Source organism: Kosakonia sp. SMBL-WEM22, from assembly GCF_014490785.1.
Taxonomy (GTDB): Bacteria; Pseudomonadota; Gammaproteobacteria; order Enterobacterales; family Enterobacteriaceae; genus Kosakonia.
The window spans coordinates 118,467-131,542 of the sequence record NZ_CP051488.1; the positions used below are offsets into that span (position 1 = coordinate 118,467).

The following is a 13,076-nucleotide window of genomic DNA, read 5'->3' on the forward strand; positions in this document are numbered from 1 at the left end:
ATGAGTAACAAACATCAAGTTGGGGATTATGTTGTTTTCACCAAAACAGGTGGTGAAAAGTATCTAGAAATATTCAAAGATTTTCTTGCTTATAATATAGATGTGATTAAAGTTTTTCGTAGTATTGATGACACAAAAGTTGTGCTAATCAATACCCAATATGGGAAGTATATTCTAAAAATCTTTGTCCCCAAACAGAAAAAGACAGAACGTTTTCTGAAGTCTATTTTCAAGGGCGATTATTATGAAGCGTTATTTCATCAGACTGAGCGAATTAGAGAAAATGGTGCTGAAGCCATAAATGACTTTTATCTATTGGCTGCTAAAAAGACATTCCGCTTCGCCCATTCTTATATAATGTTAATTGAATATATTGATGGTATTGAGTTAGCTGACTTTGCATCCATTGATGACAACCTCAAACAAAAAATAAAACTATCAATAGATGAGCTGCATCAAAATGGTATGGTCTCAGGCGATCCGCATAAAGGTAATTTTATCATCCAAAACGGCGAAGTGCGGATAATAGATTTGTCAGGCAAGTCTCCTTCCCGGATAAGAAAAGCGAAAGATCGCATCGACCTGGAGCGACATTACGGTATTGTTAATGGTATAAAAGACCTTGGCTACTACCAGTTTATTTATAAGAAAAAAATACGCAATTTTATTCGTAGGATAAAAGGTAAGCCGGTTCGCTGATGAAAATTTTCCGCGTTCTTTGCTAGTTACTCTTGTATCGCTTGCCGAAGATGAATAGTAATAAGCACAGCAGAAAGGTAACGGAAAGTGCAACACCATCTTCAGTTTTTAAGTTTGGCCCAGATTATTAAAGATAAGCATATTGTTAGTCTGAAACAGTAATATGTATTAATCCCAACAGGTTTATTATGAAAAATATTAAATATATTACACATGCATGTGTTGAGCGATTGAAAAGACACAAGTCTTCAGATGACGTTGTTATCTTTCTGTCTGGGCCTACATCAAAGAAGACGCCTTTGTCGGTTCTTCGCAGCCGGGATATAATCGCGGTCAACGGATCTGCCGCTTATTTAATCGAGAATGATATCAATCCGTTAATTTATGTTCTAACGGACGCCCGTTTTTTGTTACAGCGCCGTGATGACTTTTATCAGTTTAGCCGCAATAGTCGTTTTACCATCGTTAATGCTGATGTTTACGAGGCGGCAGCGGAGGAAGATAAGTGTTATCTGCGTGAGAACTGCCTGATACTGCGCGCCTTCTATAAGCGCGAAAAAGGCGGAGCGATAAAAAAGCTTAAGTTCCTGATGAAGAGTCGCCTGCATAAAAGTTTACTTATCAATATCCCCTGGTCTAAGAAGGGGCGTCTGGTCGGTTTTAGTAAGGATATCGCGCTGGGCTACTGTTCATGCCACACAGTTGCTTATACCGCGATTCAAATTGCCTATTCGCTGAAATATAGTGCCATTATCTGTTCCGGTCTGGATTTGACCAATACCTGCCGCCGATTTTATGACGAAAGTAACAATCCGATGCCTTCTGAGTTAAGTAAAGATCTGCCCAAGATTTTACCCTTCTTTATTTTTATGCGGGCTAATATACCAGACATTAATATCTTTAATCTTTCGGATGATACTGCAATTAGTTACGACATCATTCCTTTCATGCAACCCGATGAGCTCGAAAAAAATAATTATAAAAACAGCCACGAGCTGCATGAAAAAATTGATTTCGAACGCAAAGCAAACACCTTTGCTAACTAGTGGTAACCACTTTTTTGGTAAGAAAAATGCGCCTTGGAACCTTTCACAAGAAGAAAAAGCATTTAATCAATAAAATAAAGATCAATTTTCTCTCTTTATTCTTAAAAAACCGACGTGGACCGAATATTGATAGCAAAAACATAAAAAGCTGCTTATTAATTCATGACAACAGTAAGATTGGTGATCTGATTGTCCTTAGCGCGCTTTACCGAATATTGTCGAGGAAAGGCATCGCGTTAACGATACTCTCATGTGGCTCGGGGCATGCTTTTCTCAACGCACATCCGCATATTGACCAGCTGCTCATAAAAAAATCAAACAACATGAGTGAACTGCTTAAACTTCGGCACCAGTTAAGAAAACGCCATTTCGATGTTGTATTGGATCCCTTTGAAACGTTTCCTTGCTTTGGCCACGCGTTACTGCTCTCGGGGCTGCGGGATTCGTACGTGCTGGGATTTGATAAATGGTACAAGCGCTACTATTCGCGCTACAACCCTCATGATGAGCAGTTGAACGAGCATATGTCCTCGCGCACAAACGTCATTGTGCGGCAGCTTTTCGAACGCGATGCAGACGATGATTATCGTTACGATATCGCTATTCCGGCGGATGTCGAAGATGCGGTAAGGGCGTTGGTAGGCTCGTCTGACGTGGTTGCTATTAATCCCCTGGGCGCCAAGAAGATTTGCCGTCTTTCATCTGAGCAGATGCTGCTTATCCACAGTTGGTTCGCACAGCACCATCCTGGCCTGAGAATTATCTATACTGGTCATCCGGATGACTTATCCTCCATCCCTGTAAGCAACATTGAAACGCTACCTTATCCTGATTTTATCTATACCGTAGCCTTAACGAAGCTCAGCAAATATGTTGTCTCTGTCGATACCGCTCTGGTGCATATTGCCTCAGCCTTTAACCGGCCGATGTTGGCGCTCTATCCTCAGGCACGTACCGCTGAATATCCCTCGCCCCTGATATGGGCACCGAATAGCGAGTGCGCGGAGCAAATTATCTCCCCTACGCACTTTGTCTCTGATATCGATGAGCGCACGCTAATTAACGGCCTGGAAAGGCTGATGGCCTGCAAGATGAATGCTACGCAATAAAATGGCCACGCATGGTGGCCATTGATTCATCATACTATTGTGAGCTGCGGATCTTATTGAAGAGTAAAAGAAGAGTCAGGCCGCAAATAATGATAATCGGCACGCTTCTCGCCCAAAGAAGCACATCGCTTAACCCAGTCCCGATTATTGCCAGAGAAAAAGCAAACAAACCCATCGAGCGATAATAGTAGGCGGAAAATATTAAGGCAGCATAAAAACAAATAACGGATATTACGCCAATGATACCTTTCAGCGAGGCGTTTTCGATGATCTCGTTGTGCAGATGAACATTGATATATACCATCGCAGAGCTTAACGTCTTGTTTTTTACCACCATTTTTGCAATTTCTTGCGCGCGTTCATCAGCTGAACGCCATTTTAGGGGGGCTTCCTTAAAGAGCGTCATCCCTGATTCGTACATCGCAAACCGCGCACCGAGAGAGGTGCCACCGTTACCTTGCTGATATAAGTTTATATCTTTAACGGCCGCATCGTACCGACTGGCAATCGACTGGCTGAAAACGAGGCCAAGCACCATCATTAATGCTAAGAAACCACCAATTCCCAGGAATAGCTTTTTAGGATCCTTAAGGTAATAAGTGATGATGGTCAGGCAGCAGATAATCGGGAAAATTAAAATGGATGAGCGGGTCTGCGTCATCACCAAAGCAGCAAAGATCACTACTGCGTTCAGCACAAACAAAAGTGGGTGACTTTTTGGGGTATAGAGAATAGAGACCGCGCTAATCAAGCCAACCAGCATGATGGAGTAAGCGGCCCCCGTTGATGAGCCAATGCCAAAATCAATCCTGTTCATGCCGACAGAAAATTTCTGAAACAGAGCGTAGCCTAAAATAATAAATGAAACGGAATAGAGAAGATAAAGCAGTGCACTACTTTTATATTTGAATTTTGTCGAGGCGGCTAGCAGCACCATGAAAAAACCAAAAATAAAGACCCGCACGGTATTAATATAATTATGGTACGTCGCTTTAAAAGGAGAGTTATCGACTTTGAAAGTTTTGTACCAAATAAGATCCAGAATGCCAATAAAAAGAATAGAAGCGGGTAGCGCGAAGCTTTTCCAGTTTATACTTGTTGAACGTCCTTTGAGAATGAGCGTTATTATTGCGAGAATTCCGCAGATATTAAAAAACTTCATGCTCAAATTGTTATTAATCATCGCTACGACCAGCGTAGCGGCGGTCAAGATAAACGTACCATATTCCATAATGGACGCGGCTTTTTCACTGCGCCCCTTCCAGGTTTGCGCACTCATAGAGGCTGGCATTCACTTTTCCTTTAGCCTAAACAGGCAATCTCATTAAAAACGTTTTCTGCGCTGAGATGGGCTAAATCGCCATCACTTGCGCGGCATATATATTGGTTTTTTCCATACCCGCCAATCAGCCCTGGGTCCGTTGGGCCATATAACGTGATATTTGGGCGATCCAGCGCCGCCGTCAGATGGCTGAGGCCCGTATCGACCGATACCACAAACTTTGCGCCAGCAAGTGTCTGCGCCACCTTCTCAAGACTCATCTTCGGCAACACTTCAACGTAATCAAATCCTTCCGCTAACCGCTTCGCACGTGCCTCTTCATGATGGGCTCCCCAGGGGAGCTTTATCTGCAAACCGCTTCCGTTAAGCAGGCCAATCAATGCGCGCCAATGGCTCTCTGGCCAGTGTTTATCATCGCGCGTGGTAGCATGCAAAAAGACGGCATAGGAGGAGGCTGGCGCAGCGCCGGAGATAAAATGCTGCGCTATCCCGTAGTCGCCCTGCGTCTGTGGTTTGGCATAGCCCAGACTCTTCGCAAAGAGCTCGCGCGTACGCTCAACCGCGTGTTGCTGTTTCGCAATAGAATGACGGCGGTTATAGAACAGGCTCGCCAGCGGTTCGCGTGCGGAGTGCCAGTCCATACCATGCTTCACGCCATGCGCCAGCCGGGTGACCAGCGCGGCGCTCTTCACCAGCCCCTGGGCGTCAATAATGGCATCGTACTGCCTCTCCTTCACCGCATTGCGGAAAGCCTGGCGCTCTGCCGTAACGGGCGCGGAAAACCAGGCTTTGCGCCAGCGGCGGATAGCCACCGGGATAACGCGATCGACTGCGGCGTGCCATGAAGGAATTTGGGCAAAACCCTCTTCCACGACCCAGTCAAAACGGATGCCCGGAATGGCCTGAGTGGCATCAGTCAGTGCGGGCAGTGTGTGCAGCACATCGCCCATTGACGAGGTTTTCACAATCAAGACCCGCATCGCTTATCCTTCTGCTGCCAGCAACAAACCATTCAACTCATCCAGCACGCGCTGCGGCGTAATGTCGATAAGGCTCTGATGATACCCTTCCTCGGCATCGCCTTTGCGCACCTTGTGGTAGCCAGAAATTAAGCGGATGACGCGCGCTTTGTGGGAGAGCGGCGGCGTGAAATCGGGACTGCTGGGGCCATAGAGCGCCACCAGCGGGCGATCGAGCGCGGCGGCAACGTGCATCAAGCCTGAATCATTGCTCACCACCGCTTTACAGGCGGCAATCAGCACCACGGCCTGCTCCAGCTGCGTTTCTCCCGCCAGATTGCGACACCACGCCTGTTGCTCAACACTCAGCGCGGTCAGAATTTGGTTACCCGCTTCGTGATCTTTTGCCGAGCCGAACAGCAGCACCTGATAGCCTTCATCAATAAGCTGCTTCGCCAGTTCGGCGTAGTGGTAGTGTGGCCAGCGTTTCGCCGGGCCAAACTCCGCGCCGGGACAAAAACCGATCATCGGACGTTCAGCTGCAAGATCAAAAGTGGCGCACATCTGCAGTTTTTCACTCTCATTAACCTGCAACTGTGGCCAGAGTAGCGGCTGCGGCAGATCTTTCGCCGAGCGCATCACGCCTTTGTCATACGCCAGCGCAACATAGCGCTCCACCATCAGCGGCCAGGCTTGCTTATCCAATACTCGCGCATCGTTAAGTACGCCATAGCGCATTTCACCGCGCCAGCCGGTACGGTGTGGAATGCCGGCAAAGAAGGGAACAAGGGCGGATTTAAAGGAGTTAGGTAGCACGTAGGCGCGATCGTAACGGCGTTCGCGCAAGCTGTGCCCCAGCTTACGGCGGGCACCAATCTCCAGCGCGCCGTGACCGAGCGGCATCGGGATCGCCTCGTTAACTTCCGGCATGCGCGATAAAAGCGGACGGCACCACGCGGGTGCCATCACATCAATTATCGCCTGGGGAAAGCGCGCCTTCAGCGTGCGGTAAAGACTTTGCGACATCATCATGTCGCCTACCCAGGAGGGTCCAATGACCAGAATTTTCATACTTACGCGTCGCGGTTTAGCCAGGCCATATATTCGCTTACACCTTCGGCCACGGTTTTAAACGGCTTGTCGTAGCCCGCCGCGCGCAGGTTAGTAAGATCGGCCTGCGTAAATGCCTGATAGCGGCCTTTCAGCTTATCGGGGAACGGGATGTACTCAATGCTGCCTTTTTTGTGGAAGGCGAGCGTAGCATCCGCCACGGCCTGGAAGGACTCCGCGCGGCCGGTACCGAGGTTATAAATACCGGAAACGCCGTTTTCCCAGAACCAGAGATTGACCGCAGCCACATCGCCGACGTAGACGAAATCGCGTTTAAAGTTGTCGCTGCCTTCGAACAGTTTCGGGCTCTCGCCATTGTTCAACTGCGTGTTGAGATGGAAAGCGACGCTCGCCATGCTGCCTTTGTGCCCTTCACGCGGGCCATAGACGTTGAAATAGCGGAAGCCGACAATCGGCGAGTTCGCTTCCGGCAGAATGCCGCGCACATACTCATCGAACAGCATTTTTGAGTAGCCGTAGACATTGAGCGGTTTTTCATATTCGCGCGATTCAATAAAGTCCGAGGTGCGGCCGCCGTAGGTGGCTGCGGATGAAGCATACAGGAACGGAATTTCACGCTCCAGGCAGTAGTGCAGCAGCTCTTTGGAGTACTGATAGTTGTTCTCCATCATGTACTTGCCATCCCACTCGGTGGTAGAGGAGCACGCGCCTTCGTGGAATACCGCTTCGATCTCGCCGAACTCTTCGCCAGACATAATCTGGATCAGAAAATCCTCTTTATCCATATAGTCGGCGATATGCAAGTCGACCAGATTGACAAACTTAGTGCCGTCTTTCAGGTTGTCCACCACCAGGATATCGGTGATGCCTTTGTCATTCAGGGCTTTAACGATATTACTGCCGATAAAACCCGCGCCGCCAGTGACGATGATCATAACTGTACCTTTGCAAAATGAAGCGTTGAGACAATCTCAGACACGAATAACTTTATCATACCACCACATTGCTGCCCCTTCAGCCATTCCCCAGGATAGGGGAGGGCTATGCGTGATTTATGCTGCAAAACGGATAAGCAATGAAGCGTCATCTCGTATCAACGTATAGCTTTGGGTAATATGTGCCGAAATTTGCCCAGTCTGGAGAATTGCGATGCGTGGGGATTTTTATCAACAGTTAACGGACGATCTGCAAACCGCACGTGCGGAAGGGTTGTTCAAAGAGGAACGCATTATCACGTCAGCACAGCAGGCTGATATCACCGTGGCGAATGGTAGCCACGTCATCAACTTCTGCTCCAATAACTATCTTGGCCTTGCTAACCATCCGGAGCTTATTGCCGCCGCGAAAGCCGGTATGGATAGCCATGGTTTTGGTATGGCCTCGGTGCGCTTTATCTGCGGCACGCAGGATAGCCACAAAGCGCTGGAGAAGAAGCTGGCCGACTTCCTCGGCATGGAAGACTCGATTCTTTACTCCTCCTGCTTCGATGCTAACGGCGGGCTGTTTGAGACGCTGCTCGGCGCGGAAGATGCCATTATTTCCGATGCACTCAACCACGCCTCCATCATTGACGGCGTGCGTCTGTGTAAAGCGAAGCGCTATCGCTACGCGAACAATGATATGCAGGAGCTGGAAGCCCGCCTGCAAGAGGCGCGCGAAGCGGGTGCCCGCCACGTGCTGATCGCTACCGATGGCGTCTTCTCAATGGATGGCGTGATCGCCAACCTGCAGGGTGTCTGCGACCTGGCGGATAAATATGATGCGCTGGTAATGGTTGATGATTCCCACGCCGTCGGTTTTGTCGGTGCCAACGGGCGCGGAACCCACGAATACTGTGACGTGATGGGCCGGGTTGACATCATTACCGGCACGCTTGGCAAAGCACTTGGCGGCGCGTCGGGTGGTTATACCGCCGCGCGTAAAGAGGTGGTGGAGTGGCTGCGCCAGCGCTCGCGCCCTTATCTCTTCTCCAACTCGCTGGCACCAGCGATTGTCAGCGCATCTATCAAAGTGCTGGAGATGCTGGAATCGGGCGGTGAGCTACGCGATCGCCTGTGGGCCAACGCCCGTCTGTTCCGCGAACAGATGAGCGCCGCGGGCTTTACGCTGGCGGGTGCCGATCACGCCATTATTCCGGTGATGCTTGGCGATGCCGTAGTGGCGCAAAACTTTGCCCGCGAGCTGCAAAAAGAGGGTATTTACGTCACGGGATTCTTCTTCCCGGTGGTGCCGAAAGGCCAGGCGCGCATTCGTACACAGATGTCGGCGGCCCATACGCCTGAACAAATTGAACGCGCGGTAGCAGCCTTTACCCGCATTGGTAAACAACTGGGTGTGATCTGAGGACGTGAAATGAAAGCGTTATCCAAACTGAAAGCGGAAGAGGGCATCTGGATGACCGATGTGCCGGAACCGGAAGTTGGGCACAACGATCTGCTGATTAAGATCCGCAAAACCGCAATTTGCGGTACCGATGTCCATATCTACAACTGGGACGAGTGGTCGCAAAAAACCATCCCGGTACCGATGGTGGTTGGTCATGAATACGTGGGTGAAGTGGTTGGGATCGGTCAGGAAGTGAAAGGCTTTAAGATCGGCGATCGTGTCTCCGGCGAAGGGCATATCACTTGTGGGCATTGCCGTAACTGCCGCGCGGGCCGCACCCATTTATGCCGTAATACCGTCGGCGTAGGCGTCAATCGTCCCGGCTGTTTTGCGGAGTATCTGGTGATTCCGGCCTTCAACGCCTTCAAAATCCCGGACAATATCCCTGACGAACTGGCGTCAATTTTCGACCCGTTCGGTAATGCCGTGCATACGGCGCTCTCCTTCGATCTGGTGGGCGAAGATGTGCTGGTCTCCGGTGCAGGCCCTATCGGCATCATGGCCGCTGCCGTTGCTAAACACGTTGGTGCGCGCCATGTGGTAATTACCGATGTGAATGAGTATCGACTTGAGCTGGCACGCAAAATGGGCGTCACGCGCGCGGTAAACGTTGCCAAAGAGAACCTCACCGAAGTGATGGCGGAGCTGGGGATGACTGAAGGGTTCGACGTCGGGCTGGAGATGTCCGGCGCGCCTGCGGCTTTCCGCACCATGCTCGACACCATGAACCACGGCGGGCGCATCGCCATGCTCGGTATTCCCCCTTCGGAGATGTCGATTGACTGGAACAAAGTCATCTTCAAGGGGCTGCTTATCAAAGGGATTTACGGCCGTGAGATGTTTGAAACCTGGTATAAAATGGCGGCGCTGATCCAGTCCGGTCTCGACCTCTCACCCATCATCACTCACCGCTTCGGGATTGATGAATTTCAGCAGGGCTTTGATGCAATGCGTTCGGGTCAATCCGGTAAAGTCATACTGAGCTGGGATTAAAAGAGTAAGGGCCAGATAATGGCCCTTATTTTTACGAAAAATCTCAAAGCTCATTATTAAATGTAAATTTTTGTCAGTGTCATAAATTCTTCGCAATTACGCAATACTTTTATTACGTCCTCTAAACCCTCTGGCTAATCTGAATAATCTTAGATCGCAGCGACGATGAAACTTAATCGCAACCGCTGTGTCTGAAAATTTACCTACTCACTCTACTCAATCTTAATTTTTTCTTAATTAAAACAATTTAAAAATAGTCACTGTAATGACAATGAATCAGGTAATTAATGATGAATAGCCCTGGTAAACTTAGCGTTATTATCCCCCTCTACAATGCGGGCGATGATTTTGTACCTTGCATGGAATCTCTATTGTCGCAAACGTGGAGTGCCCTTGAAATCATCATCGTCAATGATGGTTCAACCGATCATTCTGCTGAAATAGCAGAGCGTTACGCAAAGAAGTATCCTCATATCCAGCTTATTCACCAGTGTAATGCCGGTGCCTCCGTGGCGCGTAACCGCGGTTTAACCTATGCCACAGGTGAATACATCGCGTTTGTCGATGCCGATGATATTGTTTATCCGCAAATGTATGAAACGCTGATGAAAATGGCGCTGGAAGACGATCTTGACCTCGCGCAGTGCAACTCAGACTGGTGCGATCGGCAGAATGGCACTACCTGGCAATCCATCCCGCTGGATCGCATTCGCTCCACTGGGGTGCTCAGCGGGCCTGAGTGGTTAAGAGTGGCGCTGGCAAGCCGCCGCTGGACGCACGTGGTGTGGATGGGCGTTTATCGCCACGATGTGATTAAGCAAAATCGTATTGAATTTATTCCCGGGCTGCATCACCAGGATATTATCTGGAGCACCGAATTTATGTATAACGCCAAACGCGTGCGTTATACCGAACAATCGTTATATAAATATTTTCTTCATGGCTACTCGGTCAGCCGTTTGAAGCGACAGGGATTAAAAAACCTTGCCTATCAGCGTCATTACATGAAAATTACCCGCCTGCTGGAGAAACTAAATCGCGATTACGCTGACCGCATTGCAATATATCCCGAATTCCATCAACAAATTACTTATGAAGCACTCCGCGTATGCCACGCGGTGCGAAAAGAGCCGGATGAAATAATACGCAGGCGTATGATTGCCGAAATATATGCATCGGGAATGTTTAAACGTATGGTGAGTAATGTCCGCAGCCCTAAACTCGCTTATCAGGTGCTGCTGTGGTCACTGCGCCTGTATAAATGGCGGGACAAGAAAATGTCCCACCATCGTCTTGCCCGCAAAGCGGTGAAAATTTACTGAAGCTGCTTACTTCCGGCCCCAGCCCTGCCACTGGTGCTGGAAGTACTGCACCAACGTACTTTCGCTGATGCTCTCTCCCACCACGCTAAAGAAGCGGCTGGCATTTACCGGCTCTGGCTTCTGCTTCGCTTTACACACCTTCACACCCCGGAACGGATTGCGTGGTGGCGGCTGCGGCGCGTCAGGTTTGGCTGGCGTCGGGTTATCCACCTGCGGTTCATGAAGCAGGTCGCTTGGCCGCACGAGTGTAATGTCAGAGGGTAAGTTTGCCAGCGCCTGCTGCAATACACGCACGGTCGAAGGATGCGGGTGTCCGATGGCGATAGCCGAGCCGTTACGGCGTGCCAGCGCGACGGCACGGTCGAACTGACGGCGAATATCACCCTCATTCTGCGTATCGTCGAGGAACACTTTGCGCTTAATCACCTTCACCCCAGTGCCGGAGGCGGCGCGCATCGACTGGCTATTGCCGATGGTCATGCTGTCGAGAAAGTAGAGGTTATAGCGCTCCAGCGCCTGCATCACCTTTTGCATGCCAAACAGGCTGGAGGTCATGGCGCTGCCCATATGGTTATTCAACCCAACGGCATAGGGCACCTTATTGACGGCCTCACTGATGATGCGTTCAATCTCTGCGCTGCCCATCTCCGGGCGCAGGGTATCTTTTTCCAGCGGCTGTTTGCTGAGCGGGGCCATCGGCAGATGAATCAGCACTTCGTGGCCGCTATTGTGCGCTTTGGTCGCCATGTCGCGGGCGTGGGTGGCATTTGGCAGCACCGCAACGGAGACCGCCTGCGGCATGGCCAGCACCTGGTTTTCTGTCTGGGGTCGGTAGCCAAAATCGTCGATAACGATGGCCAGTTTGCCGGCAAACACCGGCGAGGAGAGCGCCAGCACGCTGGCGAGAGTGATCACAATGCGGCGAAGTTGAAGCAAACCTATCTTCCCAACCACGGCTGTGGATTGACCGCCTGGCCCTGACGGCGAATTTCAAAATAGAGTGAAGGCCGGCCCTGACCGCCACTGCTCCCGACGAGAGCTATCGGCTGGCCTGCGCGCACCTGCGCGCCAACGCTAACAAGGGCGCTTTGGTTATAACCATAAAGGCTCATATCGCCTTTGCCGTGCTCAACAACAACCACAAGGCCATAGCCCTGCAGCCAGTCGGCGAGGATCACGCGCCCGTCGGCGATGGCTTTGACTTCGCTGCCTTCAGACGCGCCGATAACAATGCCTTTCCACCGTAGCTCACCCTGCAACTGTTCGCCATAACGATGGAGCAACGGGCCGCGAACCGGCCATATTGCCCGGCCCGCTGGTGAGCCCAGACCGCCGGTGCGGGACATTAGCGAGCGTTCACTCTCGGTCGGCTTATAGGTAGTGCCTTTGCGGCTGGCCTCGCTCTGCCGCTCACGCACCGCCTGCGCTTCACGCGCTTCGCGTTCGGCGCGGGCTTTAGCCGCCGCTTCTGCCCGGGCAAGGCGATCGCGCAGGCGCGATTCATTGGCACGCATCTCGCTAAGCTGCTGCTGCCCTTCCTGAATTGAGGATTCAAGCCCGGCAAGTGTCTTTTTACGCTCGTTTCGCGCCTGCTCCAGCTTCGCCTGCTGCGCCTGCTGCTCATAGAGCAGGGTCTGTTGCTGGCTCTGCTTCTCTTCAAGCTCGGCTTTTTGCGAAGCGACCTCTTCACGCGTCTGCTTAAGCTGCGCGATGGTCTCCTGACGGGCCTGGTTGAGATAGCCGAAGTAAGCCTGCAAACGCTGACCGCGCTGGCTCTCTTCACCACTCAACAGGAACTGGATACCGCTGTGCTCACCCTGACGAAACGCAGCATCGAGCTGCGCGGCAAGATTGCGCTCCTGCGACGCGCGCTGGCGCTCCAGCCTGGCGATGGAGGCGTTCATCTCATCAATCTGTTTATTGAGCACAGCCAGCGTGTTTTCGGTTTCATGCAGCTGGCGGGCGGCAGCGGAGATGGCCTCCTCCTGCGCTTTCAGCTGCGCGAGCAGGCCTGCGCGCTGCTGCTGCTGTTGGCGAACTGCGCGCTCTTTGGCGGCGATATCGGCCTGGATGGATTTGAGCTGATCGCGGTCATCCGCGTGGGCGGGAGCGGCGCACAGCAATGCGCCAGCGCTGAGTGCGCTGGCGCAGAGCAGAGGTCGGAGCCCGACCCATGTAATTGAAAAAATCGCCTTTCCCCTCATGGGGAG

The 13,076-nt window shown here is 51.1% G+C and carries 12 protein-coding genes; 6 read left to right on the top strand and 6 right to left on the bottom strand.

Annotated features, from left to right (window positions below):
* From rfaY to HF650_RS00645, 3 genes are all read left to right on the top strand, one after another.
* Positions 1 to 699, top strand: coding sequence for a lipopolysaccharide core heptose(II) kinase RfaY (gene rfaY, locus HF650_RS00635; RefSeq protein WP_187800758.1), 699 nt, complete (start codon positions 1 to 3; stop codon positions 697 to 699).
* A gap of 188 nt (positions 700 to 887) precedes the next feature.
* Positions 888 to 1,745, top strand: coding sequence for a 3-deoxy-D-manno-oct-2-ulosonate III transferase WaaZ (waaZ, locus tag HF650_RS00640; protein WP_187800759.1), 858 nt, complete (start codon positions 888 to 890; stop codon positions 1,743 to 1,745).
* A 26-nt stretch (positions 1,746 to 1,771) separates the two neighbouring features.
* Positions 1,772 to 2,854: a glycosyltransferase family 9 protein gene (locus tag HF650_RS00645; RefSeq protein WP_187800760.1), complete on the top strand. Its 1,083-nt coding sequence runs from the start codon at positions 1,772 to 1,774 to the stop codon at positions 2,852 to 2,854.
* Positions 2,855 to 2,888: 34 nt separating this feature from the next.
* Here HF650_RS00645 and HF650_RS00650 read toward each other — a convergent pair whose 3' ends face one another.
* From HF650_RS00650 to rfaD, 4 genes are read right to left on the bottom strand one after another with little or no spacing between them, the layout of a single operon-like run.
* On the bottom strand, positions 2,889 to 4,145 hold the full coding sequence (locus HF650_RS00650) for an O-antigen ligase family protein (protein ID WP_187800761.1): 1,257 nt from the start codon (positions 4,143 to 4,145) through the stop codon (positions 2,889 to 2,891).
* Positions 4,146 to 4,156: 11 nt separating this feature from the next.
* Positions 4,157 to 5,116 carry a lipopolysaccharide heptosyltransferase RfaC gene (gene rfaC, locus HF650_RS00655; RefSeq protein ID WP_187800762.1) on the bottom strand — a complete coding sequence of 320 codons (960 nt, stop codon included), beginning with the start codon at positions 5,114 to 5,116 and terminating at the stop codon, positions 4,157 to 4,159.
* 3 nt (positions 5,117 to 5,119) lie between these two features.
* Entirely contained in the window at positions 5,120 to 6,166 is a 1,047-nt protein-coding gene (rfaF, locus tag HF650_RS00660; protein ID WP_187800763.1) for an ADP-heptose--LPS heptosyltransferase RfaF, read from the bottom strand.
* A 2-nt stretch (positions 6,167 to 6,168) separates the two neighbouring features.
* Positions 6,169 to 7,101: an ADP-glyceromanno-heptose 6-epimerase gene (rfaD, locus tag HF650_RS00665; protein WP_187800764.1), complete on the bottom strand. Its 933-nt coding sequence runs from the start codon at positions 7,099 to 7,101 to the stop codon at positions 6,169 to 6,171.
* Between the two features lie 214 nt (positions 7,102 to 7,315).
* On the opposite strand from rfaD, the gene kbl reads away from it, so the two are divergent.
* From kbl to HF650_RS00680, 3 genes are all read left to right on the top strand, one after another.
* On the top strand, positions 7,316 to 8,509 hold the full coding sequence (kbl, locus tag HF650_RS00670; RefSeq protein ID WP_187800765.1) for a glycine C-acetyltransferase: 1,194 nt from the start codon (positions 7,316 to 7,318) through the stop codon (positions 8,507 to 8,509).
* A gap of 9 nt (positions 8,510 to 8,518) precedes the next feature.
* On the top strand, positions 8,519 to 9,544 hold the full coding sequence (gene tdh, locus HF650_RS00675) for an L-threonine 3-dehydrogenase (protein ID WP_187800766.1): 1,026 nt from the start codon (positions 8,519 to 8,521) through the stop codon (positions 9,542 to 9,544).
* 287 nt (positions 9,545 to 9,831) lie between these two features.
* Positions 9,832 to 10,866: a glycosyltransferase gene (locus tag HF650_RS00680; RefSeq protein WP_187800767.1), complete on the top strand. Its 1,035-nt coding sequence runs from the start codon at positions 9,832 to 9,834 to the stop codon at positions 10,864 to 10,866.
* A gap of 6 nt (positions 10,867 to 10,872) precedes the next feature.
* Here HF650_RS00680 and HF650_RS00685 read toward each other — a convergent pair whose 3' ends face one another.
* Positions 10,873 to 11,802, bottom strand: a complete 930-nt coding sequence (locus HF650_RS00685) for a divergent polysaccharide deacetylase family protein (protein WP_187800768.1) — start codon at positions 11,800 to 11,802, stop codon at positions 10,873 to 10,875.
* A gap of 2 nt (positions 11,803 to 11,804) precedes the next feature.
* Positions 11,805 to 13,070, bottom strand: coding sequence for a murein hydrolase activator EnvC (gene envC, locus HF650_RS00690; protein ID WP_187800769.1), 1,266 nt, complete (start codon positions 13,068 to 13,070; stop codon positions 11,805 to 11,807).
* Positions 13,071 to 13,076 lie beyond the last annotated feature (6 nt).